This is a genomic window from Ureibacillus xyleni (assembly GCF_900217795.1).
GTDB classification, from domain to species: Bacteria; Bacillota; Bacilli; order Bacillales_A; family Planococcaceae; genus Ureibacillus; species Ureibacillus xyleni.
On sequence record NZ_OBMQ01000006.1, the window covers coordinates 58,323 to 76,288 of the forward strand.

The 17,966-nt window shown below is 34.1% G+C and carries 17 protein-coding genes and 1 riboswitch; of the genes, 12 read left to right on the top strand and 5 right to left on the bottom strand.

The annotated features are described in order from the left end of the window. The first annotated feature begins 60 nt into the window (after positions 1 to 60). From CRO00_RS10240 to CRO00_RS10250, 3 genes are all read left to right on the top strand, one after another. On the top strand, positions 61 to 939 hold the full coding sequence (locus tag CRO00_RS10240; protein ID WP_097073578.1) for a GNAT family N-acetyltransferase: 879 nt from the start codon (positions 61 to 63) through the stop codon (positions 937 to 939). 176 nt (positions 940 to 1,115) lie between these two features. Beyond that, positions 1,116 to 2,024, top strand: a complete 909-nt coding sequence (locus CRO00_RS10245) for a 1,4-dihydroxy-2-naphthoate polyprenyltransferase (protein WP_419865876.1) — start codon at positions 1,116 to 1,118, stop codon at positions 2,022 to 2,024. A gap of 152 nt (positions 2,025 to 2,176) precedes the next feature. Then, positions 2,177 to 3,040 (top strand): alpha/beta fold hydrolase, encoded by an 864-nt coding sequence (locus CRO00_RS10250; protein ID WP_097073580.1) that lies wholly within the window; start codon positions 2,177 to 2,179, stop codon positions 3,038 to 3,040. A 1,976-nt stretch (positions 3,041 to 5,016) separates the two neighbouring features. On the opposite strand, the gene CRO00_RS10255 is transcribed toward CRO00_RS10250, so the two are convergent. Continuing rightward, a complete protein-coding gene (locus CRO00_RS10255) occupies positions 5,017 to 5,832 on the bottom strand; it encodes a S1C family serine protease (RefSeq protein ID WP_097073581.1) in 816 nt (271 codons plus the stop codon). A gap of 149 nt (positions 5,833 to 5,981) precedes the next feature. Further along, positions 5,982 to 6,079: riboswitch (guanidine-I (ykkC/yxkD leader) on the top strand. A gap of 55 nt (positions 6,080 to 6,134) precedes the next feature. On the opposite strand from CRO00_RS10255, the gene CRO00_RS10260 reads away from it, so the two are divergent. From CRO00_RS10260 to thpR, 3 genes are read left to right on the top strand one after another with little or no spacing between them, the layout of a single operon-like run. After that, positions 6,135 to 6,476: a DMT family transporter gene (locus CRO00_RS10260; RefSeq protein WP_097073582.1), complete on the top strand. Its 342-nt coding sequence runs from the start codon at positions 6,135 to 6,137 to the stop codon at positions 6,474 to 6,476. Then, entirely contained in the window at positions 6,476 to 6,793 is a 318-nt protein-coding gene (locus CRO00_RS10265; protein WP_097073583.1) for a DMT family transporter, read from the top strand. The genes CRO00_RS10260 and CRO00_RS10265 overlap by 1 nt, the downstream gene beginning before the upstream one ends. Before the next feature lie 56 nt (positions 6,794 to 6,849). Then, positions 6,850 to 7,425 (top strand): RNA 2',3'-cyclic phosphodiesterase, encoded by a 576-nt coding sequence (gene thpR, locus CRO00_RS10270; protein WP_097073584.1) that lies wholly within the window; start codon positions 6,850 to 6,852, stop codon positions 7,423 to 7,425. Between the two features lie 324 nt (positions 7,426 to 7,749). Here thpR and helD read toward each other — a convergent pair whose 3' ends face one another. After that, positions 7,750 to 9,987, bottom strand: coding sequence for an RNA polymerase recycling motor HelD (gene helD, locus CRO00_RS10275; protein WP_097073585.1), 2,238 nt, complete (start codon positions 9,985 to 9,987; stop codon positions 7,750 to 7,752). Between the two features lie 259 nt (positions 9,988 to 10,246). Between helD and CRO00_RS10280 the strand changes: the two genes are divergently transcribed. The 4 genes from CRO00_RS10280 (at position 10,247) to CRO00_RS10295 (ending at position 14,216) form a co-directional block, all read left to right on the top strand. Beyond that, positions 10,247 to 10,417 carry an aspartyl-phosphate phosphatase Spo0E family protein gene (locus CRO00_RS10280; RefSeq protein ID WP_237658380.1) on the top strand — a complete coding sequence of 57 codons (171 nt, stop codon included), beginning with the start codon at positions 10,247 to 10,249 and terminating at the stop codon, positions 10,415 to 10,417. A gap of 123 nt (positions 10,418 to 10,540) precedes the next feature. Next, the gene (locus tag CRO00_RS10285; RefSeq protein ID WP_097073736.1) at positions 10,541 to 10,936 is read left to right on the top strand and encodes an ArsR/SmtB family transcription factor; all 396 of its coding nucleotides are present in this window, start codon (positions 10,541 to 10,543) and stop codon (positions 10,934 to 10,936) included. Further along, the gene (locus CRO00_RS10290; RefSeq protein ID WP_097073586.1) at positions 10,929 to 13,271 is read left to right on the top strand and encodes a heavy metal translocating P-type ATPase; all 2,343 of its coding nucleotides are present in this window, start codon (positions 10,929 to 10,931) and stop codon (positions 13,269 to 13,271) included. Before CRO00_RS10285 ends, CRO00_RS10290 begins: the two co-directional genes overlap by 8 nt. Positions 13,272 to 13,619: 348 nt before the next feature. Further along, positions 13,620 to 14,216, top strand: coding sequence for a class I SAM-dependent methyltransferase (locus tag CRO00_RS10295; RefSeq protein ID WP_097073587.1), 597 nt, complete (start codon positions 13,620 to 13,622; stop codon positions 14,214 to 14,216). A 44-nt stretch (positions 14,217 to 14,260) separates the two neighbouring features. Here CRO00_RS10295 and CRO00_RS10300 read toward each other — a convergent pair whose 3' ends face one another. Continuing rightward, complete coding sequence (locus CRO00_RS10300; protein ID WP_097073588.1) at positions 14,261 to 14,788, bottom strand: hypothetical protein; 528 nt, start codon at positions 14,786 to 14,788, stop codon at positions 14,261 to 14,263. An 87-nt stretch (positions 14,789 to 14,875) separates the two neighbouring features. Between CRO00_RS10300 and CRO00_RS10305 the strand changes: the two genes are divergently transcribed. Both CRO00_RS10305 and CRO00_RS10310 read left to right on the top strand, forming a co-directional pair. Next, entirely contained in the window at positions 14,876 to 15,466 is a 591-nt protein-coding gene (locus CRO00_RS10305; RefSeq protein ID WP_097073589.1) for a TetR/AcrR family transcriptional regulator, read from the top strand. Between the two features lie 19 nt (positions 15,467 to 15,485). After that, positions 15,486 to 16,214 carry a glycerophosphodiester phosphodiesterase gene (locus CRO00_RS10310; protein ID WP_097073590.1) on the top strand — a complete coding sequence of 243 codons (729 nt, stop codon included), beginning with the start codon at positions 15,486 to 15,488 and terminating at the stop codon, positions 16,212 to 16,214. Between the two features lie 100 nt (positions 16,215 to 16,314). Here CRO00_RS10310 and CRO00_RS20305 read toward each other — a convergent pair whose 3' ends face one another. Further along, positions 16,315 to 16,470, bottom strand: coding sequence for a transposase (locus CRO00_RS20305; protein ID WP_097073591.1), 156 nt, complete (start codon positions 16,468 to 16,470; stop codon positions 16,315 to 16,317). A gap of 429 nt (positions 16,471 to 16,899) precedes the next feature. Next, entirely contained in the window at positions 16,900 to 17,928 is a 1,029-nt protein-coding gene (locus tag CRO00_RS10320) for a DUF2804 domain-containing protein (RefSeq protein ID WP_097073592.1), read from the bottom strand. Between the last annotated feature and the right edge of the window lie 38 nt (positions 17,929 to 17,966).

Below are 17,966 nucleotides of genomic sequence, written 5' to 3' on the forward strand. Positions count from 1 at the left end.
AATAGTGTTCCTCTAAAATTAAGAACATATTAAAATAGGCTTTAGGAGCGAGAGCATTACATGAACTTTTCAATTATTACAGCATCCTTTCCAATTGATGAGGAAACATATAAAGAAATTAAAACTTTGTGTGATGATGCTTGTACAATAGATCAATATAATTATAGCGCAGTGTTAAATTTAAATGATTCCCAAAAGGTGAATATTAGAGGATTTTTTGTGCTTGCTTACGATGATGAAAAAGACGAACTTGTCGGAGCGGCAAGTGCAATGGATCAAATGGGGTTGAATACATATGAATGGTCGATTCTAGTAGCCCCTATGTATCGTGAAATTGGGATTGATGAAGCTTTGTTAAAAGTATTAGGTGATGGCCTACATCAAAGGGGAGCAGAAGGTGAACTTTCATTAGTCATTGAAAGTGATAAATATAGAAGAAACTTTGTTGAGAAGTACGGATATACTTATAGCTTTTCAGAAGCCACTTTTGAAGCAAAGCCACAAATATTTGAGCAAAACGAACGAATTTTTATAAGACCTTACTTTGAAGTGTCAGATATAGACCAGTTAATTGAAATTTATGGTGAAGCATTCGGTGATATTAGGGAAGAATCTCTGGAACTAATTTCATATAATACAACAACTGAAGGGCGCATTTTGTGGATTGCACTTTTAGATGATAAGCTTGCAGGAACTGTTACATCAGCTAAAGAAGGTGACGTGCAATGGATTACAGCACTAGCAGTTCATCCAGATTTTCAAGGACAAGGTGTCGCAACGGCTCTACTTAATTGGGTAAAAGATTTTGCTTTAAGAAATGGTGAAAATTTAATTATGCTTGAAGTAGAAATCGAAAATGAAAGAGCGCTTGCTGTTTATGAAAAAGCAGGATTTATTAAGTCCATGCAAGTGGATTATTTTATATATAGTGGAGAATGATTTTAATGAAGTCCTCAGATTGTAATTTGATCTGGGGCTTTTTAGTTAGCAAGAGAACCATTGCCATTACAGCTTTAGTGGGGGGTTATTAAATCCGAAAGTTACTGATTGAGCAATGAAGTGTTTTTGTTATAATGTAAAGATGTGAACTTAAAGGTAAGGAAGTTGAATAGATTATGGAACAGGAAAACTTGAGTCCAGCAAAATTAATGTGGAAAATGACTCGACCACATACATTAACAGCAACCTTTGCACCGGTTATTTTAGGAACTGTTATTGCTCTTTTTGAAGCAAAAATAGATTGGTTGTTATTTATCGCAATGATGCTTGCCTGTTTAGCATTGCAAATTGCAACGAATTTGTTTAATGAATACTATGATTTTAAGAGGGGATTAGATACAGCCGAATCAGTTGGGATTGGTGGTGGGATCGTTCGTCATGGTTTGAAACCAAAAAATGTACTTACGGTTGCATTGCTTTTATATGTAGTAGCAATGATTATCGGTGTCTATATTTGTATGAGTAGTAGCTGGTGGTTAGTAGTCATTGGATTATTTGGAATGGCGGTAGGTTACTTATATACAGGAGGACCAATTCCAATTGCTTATACACCATTTGGAGAACTGTTTGCGGGTGCTTTAATGGGGACCGGTTTTGTATTAATTTCTTATTTTATTCAAACTAATACGTTATCAGATACAGCAGTGTTAATATCTATACCAGTAGGAATTCTAGTTGGTGCAATTAATATGGCCAACAACATTCGTGATATTGCGGAAGACACAAAAGGTGGACGTAAGACTCTCGCAATCCTTCTAGGTAGAAAAAAAGCAGTAAGTGTATTAGCAATGTCATTTATTGTAGCTTATTTATGGATTATTATTCTTGTCTTAATAGGAAATATTAGTCCGTGGGCGCTTATTGTACTGTTAACAATTAAAAAGCCTATTTCTGCAGTGAATGGATTTAAAAAAGGAGCAACTGAGCCACAATACATGCGCGTTGCAATGAAGTCCACAGCAATTACAAATACATTATTTAGTTTTGTGTTATCCATTGGTTTATTTATTAGTTATATAATTTAACATTAAAGAAGTAGAGGGAGTAGCTTCAGTTGCACCTTCTATTTTTTATATCAGTTGCACCTTCTATTTTTTATACACATGTGGTAAAAAATGTATCCCTATCTTATAGTATAAGAGTAGTTTTTGTTAATGCTATTAAGGGAGAATGAGTCATGAATTCATTACGGAGAGAAGTTTATATTTTTAGTAAAGATGGAATGCAAGTAGAATACTCTATTGTCGGAAAGGGAAAGCCGATTCTAATTTTTCACGGTGGTCATTCAAATTGTAATGAAGAATTTGGTTATAAGGAATTAGTAGAGAATGGTTTCTCAATCATTACTCCCACAAGACCAGGATATGGTAACACAACTCCTATAGAAACTCTCGACGCGGCTTGTAGTCTATATGTAGATTTACTAGATCATTTAAACGTTGAAAAGGTCCATGTGATTGCAATCTCTGCAGGTGGACCAAGTGGGATTACATTTACATCGCTTAACCCAAGTCGTGTTTTGAGTCTTACTCTGCAATCAGCTGTTACAAGGAAATGGTTAACCACGAAGGATAAAGAATATAAGGCAGCACAAATAATATTTCGCCCTGGGGTAGAGAAATATACTTGGAAGTTAATCAGCTTACTGAGTAATCTTTTGCCTAAATTTATTTTTAAACAAATGGCATCTTCTTTTAGTAAACTTCCATACTCCCAAATAGTTACCAATATTGATAACCACGACCTTGTTGCGTTTAGGAAGATGAACAATAGGCAACGTTCTGGTTCTGGTTTCTTAATAGATTTATCACAAACTGCCTTATTTTCAATGGCCAACTTAAACCCAATAGAATGTCCTACTCTAATAGTGCATAGTAAAAACGATAGTTCCGTTCCAATTGAACATGCATACTACGCGCAAAAAAGTATGAAAAATTCAAAACTATGTATATTAGATACTTGGGGTCATTTAATTTGGCTTGGAAAGGGCTCAAATCAAGTGCATGATGAATTGTTAAAGTTTCTTTCTACAATAAAATAATGTTCCGAAAAAGTGTTAGACTGTATAGGTTTATCACTTTTTTTATGGCGTATTTTCTAAAAGAGGTTTCCTAGCTTTACTATAGACATGGGGTTACGTTGTTAGCATGAACTTTTCGATTGTTAAAAAGAGAAGATATTGGGCAAATTGTACGAAACATACTGGGGAATCGAGCTTGTAACGAAGTGTCGAAATGAGTAATGAGTAGTTACACGGGAATATAATAAAATATTTTAAAGAATATTTACGTTTAGAGGAAACTAAATAGTTGAAATGGCAAGCGGTATCAAATTATTTGTCAACCTAGATGACAAAATTGTTATACTAAAGATGTGAAATTTCACGAAATTTGTTATTGATTTGAAACTATTTTTTAAAATTACTTTTTCATATAATTTTAATGAAAATATGAAGATTGTCCCGGTAATATTTATTTTCAACTATTGTTTTTTCGTAAACTTGATTGACGAAAAAGTTATTGCTATATAAAGCGGAATGTAGAAATTTTAAGAAAATGGGCGAAAAGTAAAAACAATTCATTAATAATCTCTCTTTTTTGTTCAAACAGTTGAAATGGAAGGGAGACGAGGTGAATTTTTTGTGAACTAAGTTGACTAAATTAGTATTTTTGAATAATTAATTTGTCTGAGAAAGTAAATGTTTGTCGCCTATCAATGTAAAATAAATAAAATTAAATGAAATTATAAAAAGTTACTAAAACGCTATTATTAAAAGATAATATGTCCAATTTTTTGTAAACTTAATTGACGATTAAGAAATATTGAAATAATAATTGTGTAGATTTCTAGCTGTTTCTGTCGTTATGTGCACATATAAAAAGCGGATTTATAAACTAGTGTGTATCAACGTGTAAACTTCCCGTAGTTTTCCAAAACAGATTGGTTTAGTAGAAGTAGAGTTTCATAATAAAGCAGATGAAATAATATGATGTGAAGAAGTAGAAATGTTGCTGTGGGACAAGGTGGTAGAATAATTGAAACTTGTACAAGCTTTGTTTTTATTTGTTTTGATTTACATTGCATCGTTCATTCTTTTGTATGATGGTTCGGTATTAGAGACTCTGCAATATTCAATTATAATGTGGACAATCGTAATAATGATTAAAAGATAGCTTAATGTTTAGGATCCTGTGAATTAACAGGATCTTTTTCTTATAACTATTTGAAAATATGAAAATGTCAACTTGATTGACATAAAAAATAATACGCTACATTAATGTATCTATTTTCGCTGGTGACTCAAAAAAATTCTTTGGATTAAATTATTATATTTAAATATCTATAAAAAGATAATATGAATTTGGGTTTATTATCTGAATAAAGTTTATTTGTTAACTAAGTTGACAAAAAAATTAGGATGGCTATCTTTCATATCATTATTTTGGATTTCTAGAATTAATTAATGATATTCCAATTTTTTATTGTAAAAAATCATTTGTATTAAAGTTAATAGAGTACTATTGAGCTCTCTATTAAAATAGTAATGTTGTAAATTAAGTTGACAAAAAATAATGATACTGCTTCTTAAGTGATAACATATGAGTAGTTTACAAGATTAATTTGAAATTGGACATTAACTTTATTAGTAAAACAAACCGTATCGTATTAATAAAAGTTTCTGGTTATAAACCAATTAATATCATGACTTTGTGTGCTGCTTTAGGAAATATGAGTGTTTATTAAGGTGAATAAAGAGTTTATTATTAATAAAAAGTATTTTTGTCAATAAAGTTTACATAAAAATCGCATATTGTTGTTAATTTATTGCCTTCGTTTACAACCTTTAATTAAAAATAAAAAAACCATAACGTATATCAATAAAGTATTTTCTATCAAGTGAGTTATTATTTTTTGCACAAGTAAAATTGTCAATTAGGTATACAAAAAACCCCTTATAGAATGGTCAATTAATAAGGGGTTTGTAAGAGTATGTGATTATAAGGAAAATAAATAATATTATTTTAGAAGATTAAGATGTTGTTGCAACAAGTCAACCGGGATAAATAAACCAACCCTTCCATATTGTTTTGTTTTTGTTGTTGCAAAGATAATTCCAATAACGTTACCTTCATTATTAATGACCGGACTTCCGCTATTTCCATGATAAACAGGGGCATCCAACATAATTACTTCTTCATTCCAATTTTCTAGCAAAGTATAATCGATCACCTTACCTTTATTAGCAATTCCAGTAAAGTATAATGGGTTTCCAATAAAATAGATGGCTTCATCCTTAATCGGTTCATATGTATCTGCCAGTGAAAGATGGGGGAGGTTCTTACCTTCGACTTTTAATATCGCTAAATCAATTTCAGGGTAACTTTCAATGATTTCTCCTTTATACAGGCCATCATCTGGGAATGTTATCGTGATTGTAAGTGCATCATCTATGACATGTTCATTTGTAACGATATATCCATCTTCTGATATAGAAAAACCTGTTCCTTTCCCACTATTTGTTTTTACTTCAACTACTGATTGTTTATAATTTTGAATGTCTTCCTTAGTAGAAAGGGATGCTGATGTTTTTAAAAATTCAATTGCAGGAATTGAGTAAATTTCAAAAATCAATGCAAATGTACTAAACATTAACATCAGTGCCATTACCCAAGCAAAAATACGAACAAATCTCGGTTTCTTCTTCACTGGTTGAACACCGGATAATCTTTCTTGTCGTGCTTTCTCAAGAGCTTCTTTTTGGGCTTCTAGGACTAATTCGATAAGCTCTTCTTCACTAATTGAGTCTTGCTTATCATCGTGATTATTCTCCATTCAACCCCTCCTAACAGTAGTCTCTCATTCTACTATAATAGACAAAATAGATATTTGAAAACATTCGCAAAAAAAACACTTCCAAAACCTTCAAAATGATACAAATTGAAATCCGTTAAAAGATGTGAAATAATAAATGCAACTACATATATTAAGTTTTCTAGGGTTCCGCATAATTGATTGATGGTCTGGTCCGAGAGAAAACCACAAATATTTTGTGACACGGAAGGATAAAAGCCTGGGAGATACTATTAAATAGTAATCTCTTTAGGCTTTTTTATTTTGAATGGAGGTAAGAAAAAATGAATATTCAATGGATCAAAGTACTCGTCGCGGCTGTATTCGAGGTATTTTGGGTTATTGGACTAGCCCACGCAAATGACGTATGGACTTGGACGGGTACAATCATCGCGATTATCATCTCGAACTATTTGCTAATTACAGCTGCCCAAACTTTACCAGCCGGGACGGTTTATGCAGTCTTTGTAGGCTTAGGTACTGCTGGGGCAGTTTTATCAGAAATCTTGTTTTTTGGCGAACCATTTAAACTGGCTAAAATCTTATTAATCCTATTATTACTTGTAGGTGTAATTGGTTTAAAGCTGGTTACAGATCAAGATGAGCAAATAGGAGCTGAAAACTAATGGCATGGGTGGCATTGATTTTGGCTGGACTATTTGAAACTTTCGGTGTTGCAATGATGAACCAATTGAGTAAAGATAAAAACTGGAAACCCCTTGCACTATTTATTCTTGGCTTTTGTATGAGTTTGTTTCTTTTACAATATTCCATGGACTACATCGCAATGGGTACAGCATATGCAATCTGGACAGGAATTGGTGTTGTAGGGGGCACCGTTGTAGGAATGATTTTTTACGGTGAGTCAAAGGATTTGAAGAGAGTGTTGTTTATATCAATTATTTTAATTTCAGCCATAGGATTAAAACTAATTGATGGATAGTTTACTTACAGATGGAAAGTATAATATTGATATACAATTTTACAGGGGTTGAAAGAATGGCAGAGAGATATCATTACTTTTTTGCAGTAAAGCTTCCAAATGAAGTGAAAGCCTTTATAGGGAATTGGATTGAGCGTAATAAAAGAGAATTTCCATTTAAACGTTGGGTGCATGAAGCAGATTATCATATTACACTGGCATTTTTAGGATTTGCTGAGGATGAAATGAAGGCAAAAGCTGTTGAATCGATGGCTACAGCTATTTCGGATATTCCGCCATTTTCTTTAACTTTAACTAAAATAGGAACATTCGGACCAGCGAAAAGCCCACGTATTTTTTGGACTGGTGTGAATGAGTCACAAGTTTTAAACGATTTACAAAAACAAGTGTATCAACATTGTATAGAGGCTGGATTTCAATTAGATAAGAAACCTTTTCGCCCACATATTACTTTGGCTAGAAAGTGGGAGGGAGAACAACCTTTTGAAAAAGGAACAGCTACCCCTATTGTCACGGAGGATGGTAAGGAAGTTTCATTTCAAATTAATGAAGTTGTACTGTATGAAACTCACTTAGATAAGGCCCCTAAATATAAAGAATATGCTGTTTTTCCTTTGATTAATAAAAAGTGATTCTTTCGTATGAAGAATCACTTTTTCAATATTTCTCTCCACACGATTTTGGTAATAGTACTCCTATAATTTATTAATAATTTTCTTGCATTGGAGACATATTTTATTTCGTATTCTATATATTAAAGTAAAGGAGTGAATAGTATGAGAATACCTGCGTTGCCACAACCGACAGAAACTAAGAAGATCCCAAGAAGAAATATAATTCATTATGTTAAAAAATTCTTTTATAACAAAATAGGGAAGAAGCGATCTTTTGTACGAATCCCACCTAGACATTAGCTGTTCTGTGCCAATCTTTGTTGCATAGAACAGCTTATTTTTTTATTTACCTAATAAAAAGGTCTCCTTATTAGGCCCCACTAAATATAAATCGTGCATTGCTCGAGTTAACCCGACATATAACAATTTTCGATCAATTGGTGTATCAAAATAGGGTGTTTCAAAGGCTACAATAATGACAGCATCGAATTCTAGCCCTTTTGCTAAGTAACTTGGAACGATTAGTAATTGGGTTTTACCAAGAACAGAATCCTCTTTTAAAACAGTTGCCTCAATTCCGAACGCATTCAATTGTTTTGAATATTGTGTAGCTTCTTTAGATGTTTTACAAATAAGGGCAATGGATTGATGTCCGCTTTGTAGGAGCTTTTCATAAATTTCTTGAATTACTTCATTGTTAAATTCTTCGCTTTGCACAAAAGTGGGAATATTGCCATGACGCACAACAGGTTCCACTAACGGAAGATCTTCATCCATTTTCGATAAAATCTTGTTTGCAACTTCCATTATTTCAATGGTTGTACGATAACTTTTTTGCAAGGTGAAATAGTTTGCCCGGGGAAATAAATCTAACACTGAATCCCATTCGGTAATAGAACGGTAACTGTGAATCCCTTGTGCTAAATCTCCAACCATCGTAAACATATCCGTTTCTAAACCAGCTTTTAATGCCGCTAATTGGAAAAGGCTATAATCTTGTACCTCATCGATAAACACAACACGCATTTTCCATTGATCGGGAATCCCTTTAATTTTTGCATGTAAGAAATATAGAGCAGCTAAATCTTCTACAGCCCATTGTTCTTTTTTATGATATTTAAGAAACTTTTCTTGTTCATCTATTGACCATTCAGGTGCAATTTCACTTAAAATAGTGCGGTCTGTCAAAAATTTACGGTAAAATGGTTTGATTTTTATCTTCTCAAATCTTCTCATGTAGGTTGAAGCCGTTGATTTAGCTTCTGCTTTAATCTTTGGCAAGCGCTCGTCCCGTTCATCAATAAATTTTGTTACCATCTCTCTTCTCTTATCTGGATCCCGAAGTCCACTAAGAGCTTTTCCAATCATATCCTCATAACGTTTATTTAACGTGTCAATAACTGATTTGGATTTCCTTTTGACCTCTGCTTGTATAATCTTCTTAATTCGCTCTAAACGCTTTTCAATAGGCATATAGGAAAATGCAATTAAGAACAGTTTCTTTAGATGACTACCTCGTATAATTTTATATTTTTCAATGGCTACATCTTCATCAAAAAGACTTGCTAAATGCTGTTCATGTATAGTTAAATAGCGCTCTAAAATCTCTCGGTAAAATAAAGTTCCCTTTATTTGAGGGATGTTAAAAGAGGGAAGCGTATCAAGCCCATCTTCAACAATAGCTTCTAGTTGTTCGTTAGGGTTTTGTAATTTTAACTTAATGCCCGTTGCATGTTGAACATATTCTTCATAGGTTGTTTGGCAAATGTGTTCAACACCAAGTTCGGGTAGAACATCCCCAATATATTCGATAAACAATTTGTTTGGTGCAAGAATCATTAGCTGCTCCGGGTTAAAGTGTTCGCCCATTGTATATAAAAAATAGGATATTCGATGAAGGGCAATTGTTGTTTTTCCACTTCCGGCAGCACCTTGGACGAGTATAGGTTGACGTAGATGAGCGCGGATAATTTCGTTTTGTTCTTTTTGAATTGTTGCGACGATTTCTGTTAATCGAACATCTGCTTTTCCGGAAAGTGCATCTTGTAAGAGCTCGTCATTTGTAGTTAAGTCCACATCTTGGAAACTTAATAGATTGCCATTTTCTATTTTATATTGGCGCTTTGAATAAAGATGTCCCGAATAAACTTCATCGCGAACAGGATATGTAATCTCCCCAAGGCGTCCATCGTAATACACATTGGCAACAGGAGAACGCCAATCTACAATAATAGGTTCAAATGTTTCGTTGTGAAATAATGATGTTTTCCCAATATATAGAAGTTCTTCTGCTTCTCCAGTTCTTTGAAAATGGATTCGGGCAAAGTAAGGTTTCTTTTTAACCGCTTCTAAGCTTTCCTTTTGATTAAGAGCTAATTCAAAAAAACGTGAATTGGTTAAAATATTAATGTAGCTATCACTGGAATCGATATATTCAAGGTTAGCCATGGATTCTTTAATTTTATCTTGAACAGCTTTTAAATCCCTTTGTGAAGCTTCAAGAATTTCATCCATATATTGTTTTGTGTATTCTAATCGTTTAACTTCTTTTTGAAATTCGAAGTGTTCTTTCTCAGCCATTATTTAACCCCCAATCTTTTTTAGTTTTCGTGCCTAAAATTTAGATATTAATCTTACTAAATTTCCCTTTAAAAGTGAAGTTTCACATTATATTCCTCCATTATTTTCAATTATAGGAACGTACTCCTAGTCAAATAGGAGTAGAAACTTGTATAATGAGAATGCAAGGTGATACACATTTAATCCATTTAGGAACATAATATAGTTATTAAATGGTAATCATAGTATTAATAGAAGACGAATTCTGGGGGTAGGTTTCTTGGAAAGTATAATTTATTCCACAATGGATTTAGAAAATGAAATATACAATCTGCGCAAACGTATGATCGAAATGGGAAGAAATAAAGGTCTACTTCACCCAGAGACCATTAAATGTAGTCAAGAATTAGATGAAATAATGAATCAATTTCAAAATGTAAAACCAAATTAAATTATAAGGAAGCTAGTTACTAATAAGTAATTGGCTTCTTATTTTTTTGGCTAGATAACAAGAAAAATATTCAAATGAATGTTTGACTATTTAAATGTTAGTGCATATATTATAGTCAAATGGATGTTTGAATATGAGGTGAAGCCAGTGGGCAAAGAAAAAGATTTATGTGAAGTGACATGTGTTGATGGAGAAAAGGTATCAAAAATTCAAAATAAATTAATAAAGGAACAACCAGTAGAGGTTGCCAAAATATTCAAAGCATTATCGGATGATACAAGAGTGAAAATTGCATATGCTTTATCTATTGAAGCTGAACTTTGTGTTTGTGATGTAGCAAATATTGTTGGAGCTTCCATTGCAACAGCATCTCATCATCTTAGATTATTACGAAATTTAGGGCTTGCTAAATACCGCAAAGAAGGAAAATTAGTTTTTTACTCATTAGATGATGATCATGTGAAAAAACTTATAGAAGTAGCTTTTGCACATCAAAAGGAGTTGGCAAAAGTTGAATGAAAGAAATGAGTGTGAAAAAACTGTTTACAGAGTCGAAGGGTTTTCATGTGCGAACTGTGCAGGGAAGTTTGAACGGAATGTAAAAGAACTCCCCGGCGTTCAAGATGCCAAGGTGAATTTTGGCGCATCAAAAATTAATGTTGTTGGTCATACAACAGTTGAAGAACTGGAGAAGGCAGGAGCGTTTGAAAAGTTAAAGATATATCCCGAAATGCCTAAACGACAAAAAGTTTATAGGGTTGAAGGTTTTTCCTGTGCCAACTGTGCAGGGAAATTTGAACGAAATGTAAAGCAATTGCCGGGCGTACAAGATGCAAAAGTAAATTTTGGTGCATCGAAAATAAGTGTATTTGGGGAAACGACTATTGAAGAACTAGAGAAAGCAGGAGCGTTTGAAGGGTTAAAAGTAACGCCAGATAAGCCTGCTAAAGAGGTAACTAAAACAACTGAGAAAATTCCACTATATAAAAAACATCAAGAACTAATTTTTTCTATCCTACTCATTGCTTTAGGCTACATTTCTTCATATATAAATTGGGAAACCAATGTAATTACAATATTATTGTTCTTATCAGCTATTGTCATCGGGGGATTTTCTCTTTTTAAAGTGGGTATTCAAAATCTAATACGGCTTGATTTTGATATGAAAACACTGATGACCGTGGCCATAATCGGTGCAGCCATTATCGGAGAATTGGCTGAAGGAGCAGTTGTAGTTATCCTTTTTGCTATTAGTGAGGCTTTGGAGCGCTATTCGATGGACAAAGCGCGGCAATCGATTCGTTCCTTAATGGATATTGCACCAAAAGAAGCACTTATAAGACGTCACGGTCAAGAAATGATGGTGGCCGTTGAAGACATTGCAATTGGGGATATCATGATAGTGAAGCCAGGGCAGAAAATTGCGATGGATGGAACCGTTGTTAATGGAAGTTCTATCGTAAACCAAGCCGCTATTACAGGAGAATCAGTTCCAGTAGCTAAAAAAGTAAACGATGAAGTTTTTGCTGGTACTCTTAATAAAGAAGGCTTACTAGAAATTCGCATTACTAAATTAGTTGAAGATACTACGATTTCTAAAATAATTGAACTTGTGGAAGAAGCACAAGCAGAACGAGCACCATCTCAAGCTTTTGTCGATAAATTTGCGAAATATTATACCCCAATCATCATGGTTATTGCTGCTTTAGTTGCAATCGTTCCACCACTTGTGTTTGCTGGGGATTGGGCAGATTGGATTTACCAAGGTCTATCCGTACTTGTTGTAGGTTGTCCGTGTGCATTAGTAATCTCTACACCAATTTCGATTGTATCTGCCATTGGAAACGCTGCTAAAAAGGGAGTGTTGATTAAAGGCGGCATTTATTTAGAAGAAATGGGGAATCTGAAAGCAATTGCTTTTGATAAGACAGGCACAATTACAAAAGGAATTCCGGTTGTAACAAATTTCGAATTACTTAATACGGAGGATAATGAAGAACAAATTTTATCGTTTATAGCAGCTCTTGAAATTCGTTCGGGTCATCCACTTGCTAGTGCAATAGTAAAAAAAGCAGAAGATCAACAAATTACTTATTCAAATATTAAAGTAGTGGATTATGTCTCCCTAACCGGGAAAGGTGTGAAGGGAACGATCAACGGGGTTACTTATTACATTGGAAGTCCAATACTTTTTGAGGAATTTTCTTTGCTGGACAGTGAAATTATGCAGCATATCGTTCACCTTCAAAACCAAGGCAAAACCGTCATGCTTTTTGGTAATAAACAAAAGTTATTAGCAATGGTTGCCGTTGCTGATGAAGTGCGTGAAACAAGTCATAACGTTTTAAGTGCATTGCATGAACTAGGGGTTAAAAAAACAGTAATGTTAACTGGTGACAATACAGCTACAGCCGAAGCAATTGGGAGAGCTGTAGGGATTTCTGAAGTAAAAGCCGAACTTATGCCAGAAGATAAGTTAAGATATATAAAAATGTTAAGAAATGATATTGGAAAAGTAGCAATGATTGGGGATGGAGTAAATGACGCCCCGGCATTAGCAGCCTCAACAGTAGGGATTGCTATGGGTGGAGCAGGTACTGATACAGCATTGGAAACAGCAGATGTTGCATTAATGGCTGATGATTTAAGTAAACTACCTTTCACCATCAAATTAAGTCGTAAAGCATTAAGAATTATTCAAACAAATATTACATTTTCATTAGGAATTAAATTACTTGCCTTATTGCTAGTTGTTCCAGGTTGGTTAACTCTATGGATTGCCATTTTTGCAGATATTGGCGCAACACTACTAGTATCATTAAATAGTATGCGGTTGATGGGGGTTAAAGAGTAACTTATTTTAGTTGAAACTTTTAAGAAAATGAATCGTAAATATATTATGTTGCAATTATGGAAAAATCTATTTGCAAGAAGGAGCAAGTATCTATTTTGTATCACTGATTGAAAAAGTTATTATTTATAGTCTACTTTATTACCCTTGTGGAAGCATATTACTCCACTCTTTTTATAGAGCCTAAGATGCCTCCTAGATTACAAACTCAAAATGCTCAAGTTTCTATCCAACCTACTATTTCTCTGGTGCAGATGCGGTAGCAAAGATTAATAAGTAATACAAAAGCGTTGTTCTTAATTGAATAACGCTTTTTAATTGGATTAAAATGGATATAATGGGGGGATACAATTGAAGTTACTTGATAAGCTGATAGAGCAAGCAAAAAACCCAAACGGTATTTTAGGTTCGGTTATGTTAAAAATTATGAATAAAGCTCATATTGAAATGAATAGGTGGGCTTTAGAGAAAATTAAGGTACAGGAAGATGCTGTTATACTCGATGTAGGTTGTGGAGGGGGAAAAACACTGCAACTTTTATCGAAATTGCATACAACTGCACAAGTTTATGGAATCGATTACTCGGAACAGGCAGTGAAAGATTCCATTAGAGCAAATCAAGCTGAGGTAGAAGTGGGGAAAATACACGTTCAACAAGCGAGCGTCACGAACATCCCATTTTTAGAAAGTACTTTTGATATTATCACGGCATTCCAAACTCATTATTTTTGGACGGATATGGAAAATAGCGTAAAAGAGATATTTAGAGTTCTGAAAAAAGACGGATCATTCTTCATTATTTCGGAAATATATAAAATCAATTATCATATGAAAGTCTATAAAACAAACGATGAAATGAAACATTTATATAAAGAAGTAGGATTTAACACAGTAGAATTTTACGAACATCCTAATAGAAAATGGATTTGTATTAAGGGCATTAAATAAAAAAAGTAGCTATGACCAAAACTTTGGTGATAGCTACCTTTTAACTACGATGTCACTTTTTTTGGAAAGATAATGTAAGATAAGCTGATGACACCATCAATTAATAACACTAAACCCCATACTCTCCAAACACCAGTTAAAGCTTCAATCCCTTGTGAACCAACAAAAGTAATCATTCCCCAAAACAGCAAGCTTCCTATTGTAAAGGCAGTAGCGTGTCTTGCCCACATCTTCATCTCATGAATACCTTTTGCTATGCCGGTTAATGTCTGTTTATTAGATGCTTTCTTTAAGAACCATGTTTGGAACTTCTCATCTGCCCAAGCAATCATTGTTTTTCCGTATGCTATGGATACCCCAATATAAATGACGGATATTCCGTGTGCGGTAGTAGCAGTTGCACCATTTCGTAAATCTATAACGGTCAAAGCAACTAGTGCAAGGTCGATGAATGGGGTCATAAGGAAAAATAAAATGCTTACTTTTTTCCACTGCAACACATATCTAGAAAAGAGTCCTGCAATAATCACAATCCAAAATGCAACTTCAGCAGTAATAATCCATTTTATCATGTTAAAACTCCTTTTTATTTTATTTAATACGTTTGTATTAAAATAATAACACGTCATTTTAAATAATACAAGTGTACTATTTAAAAAATGAGTTATAATATAGTCATGCCAAAAATAGTGAATCATGAAGAAAGAAAAGCGTTAATTGCAAAAGCTACGTGGAATGTTATAGCTAGAGATGGGCTTGGTGGGGCTTCTGTTCGTTCAATAGCAAAGGAGGCGAATCTTTCATTAGGTGCAGTTCGACATTACTTCAATACACAAGAAGAGTTGCTGGAGTTTGCCATGCAATTAGTCGAAGAACAAGCAACGGACAGAATTATGGAGCATGCAAAAGAGTCACTACCACCGAAAACAATTACATTGAACATGTTAATGGAGCTCATTCCACCAGAGAATCGAGTTGTTGAAATGCAAGTTTGGTTAGAATACATCTCCTACAAACTAAGAAAAAAAGAGTTAAAAGAAGACTCTGTTCATCAAGGAATTGTTTTAATCATGAATAGGCTGAATGATGCAGGGCTTTTGAAAGCGGAAGTCAATTTAGAAGAAGAGATTATTCATTTACACGCATTAATTGACGGAATAGCATTGCATCTTTTAATGGGCTTTGTCACGATTGGGAGAGATAGAATTCGTGCTTTAATCGAAAGGGAATTGGATCGAATTTTTACATAATTATGAGAGGAAGGTATGTATGAAAATTTTTGCTCACCGGGGTTATTCTGCGAAATATCCTGAAAACACGATAGCGGCTTTTCAGGCAGCTGCTCAATTACCGATATATGGTGTGGAATTGGATGTACATTTAACAAAGGATAATCAAATAGTCGTAATCCACGATGAAACCATTGATCGCACATCAAATGGTAGTGGTTTTGTAAAAGATCTAACTTTAGAGCAACTTCGTAAATTTGATTTTGGTTCTTGGCTTGGGGAGGAATATGCCGGTGAGAAAATCCCGACATTATCTGAAGTATTGGCTTTATTTTGCAAAACAAATCTAATGGTGAACATCGAATTGAAATCGGATATTTTTGTATATGCCGGTTTGGAAGAAAAAGTTTTACAAGAGGTGAGTACATTTGGAATGCAGGATCAAATAATCATTTCTTCATTTGATCATGAAGCGGTGAACCGAGTTGCTCGCCTTGCACCGAATGTTGAAAACGCAGCTTTGTTTGCCAATATGATATTAAATGTAGTGGATTACCAAAAAACAATTCCCACAAAGGCACTCCATGTTGCTTTACCAACTGCAGTTCGCAAACCCGTTCTAGAGGCTATTAAAAAGAATTCAGTTGTTCGCGTGTATACCGTAAATGAGATTGACCATGCAGAAGTGCTCTTAAATATCGGGGTCGATGCGATTTTTACGGATGAACCGGAGAAGATGCTAGAGTTTATGAAGTTACGAGGTCGGTAAACCTTTCCAACCATTTCCTGCTTTAGACGAAATGGCTGGTCTTGCATAGGGATGAAGATTTCGCTCTTGTAATGCTTGAAAACATCCTTATTCTGGTAACTCATATTCTGTTTTTTCGTGACTTTTCTTGAACTAAGGCATTCAACTTTTTTAAATACGCATTTTCCATTTCTAGACGTTCTATCTCTGCTTTCAGTGCTTTAATTTTGCGTTCTTCCTCGGTGTCTTTTATTTGCTTATTATTTTCATTTTTCATAGATGAAAGCTCCTAATTTTTTTGATTATTTAGTCTGTGCGATTTACATCCACTATAAATTATTGTGTATAACTTGTACATTACAGAACTACGATTTTAAACTCCATAATAGTATATAAGTTAATGAAATTCTGCTCCAGAGTCCCAATTTTCTTTTACTCTCCGGCACACCGTTAAAACGCGCTGGAAAAAATTGTTTCAGCACATTGATGAAAATAAAAACAGCAAAAGAAATTAGTAAAAACGGTCATCATCACACTAATGAATATAAAAAAATATTTATTGAAAACTGTATTCATCACAACACTGAAACAAACCGTAAAAGAAATTTAATAAAAAATATTTATAGCTGCAATGACAACACGTGACTCAAACAAATCCAACAAAAAAAGTAACAAATAAAAAACCGGGCATGAACTTAAGCCCGGATTACCATTTCGCTACATGTTCCTCTATACAGCCCAACATTTGTTGGATGAATAGGGTTTCTCCATTATCTAGTTTAATTTGACCGCTATAGTAGCCGACCATTTGATGGATTTCTGATTTGACCAGTTTTGCATTTGTTTCAGAAACGCGCTCAAAGAATGGGTGGAACGTTAACATCACTTGATCTGTAAATTTCGTAGTGATGTACCACGGTTTCATTAAGCTAGAACGGTCATAAGTGAAAATAACGTCTTCGTGGATTTTTGTCATGTGTCCATTAACGAACACCGCGTTTTCCGTCATTCCGGTTCCGTCCGTCCATTTCCCACCAAAATTAATGCCGATTCGCTTATCACGAATTCGTTGGGAAGCCATACCCCAGTTCCATATCGCTTCTCGTGGCCAAACTCCACGCCCGAAATCCAAAACTGTAAAACAATCCTCAAGATTAAAATTAAACATTCGATTTCCAATACGCACAAAACCACTTGTAGGCAATGTATGATGTTTTGCAGTGAATTGGAAACTTTGACGATTCCAAGGCACAACCACATTTAACGTATCATCATCTTTTGGATGCTGGATAATTAGCTCTGTTTGCAGCGATTCATTATCGAAGTTATTTGATGATATATTTAAAAACGTTTGATTTTGAAAATGTGTAATGTCTAGATTTATCTCATTATTTGAAAAACATAAAGGTTCCAACACTTTTGTGGGCATTTTTAGTTTGCTGCCGATTCCGAGTGGTATTGTAACCGTCTTTTCATAAAATCTTTGCGTTTCATATTCTAAAAAATAGATGGAACAAAGAGCAGCATAATCAAAATGACAAACAGTAACTGAAAATAAAATTTCCTCACCATACACACACCAGTAATTCCATTTCTTTTTCCGTAAAAAGTGGCCAGTTAAATTGCAATCAATAATTGGTTTTCGAGCATAACCAATAGCCTCAGGATTTAGATTGCCCTTTTTGTCACAAAGCATTGTAAAGCTCACTATTTCTTTTTCAGCGTGCTGCGTCAAAGCCAACATCCTCTCACTCACATTCTATCTATTCTATG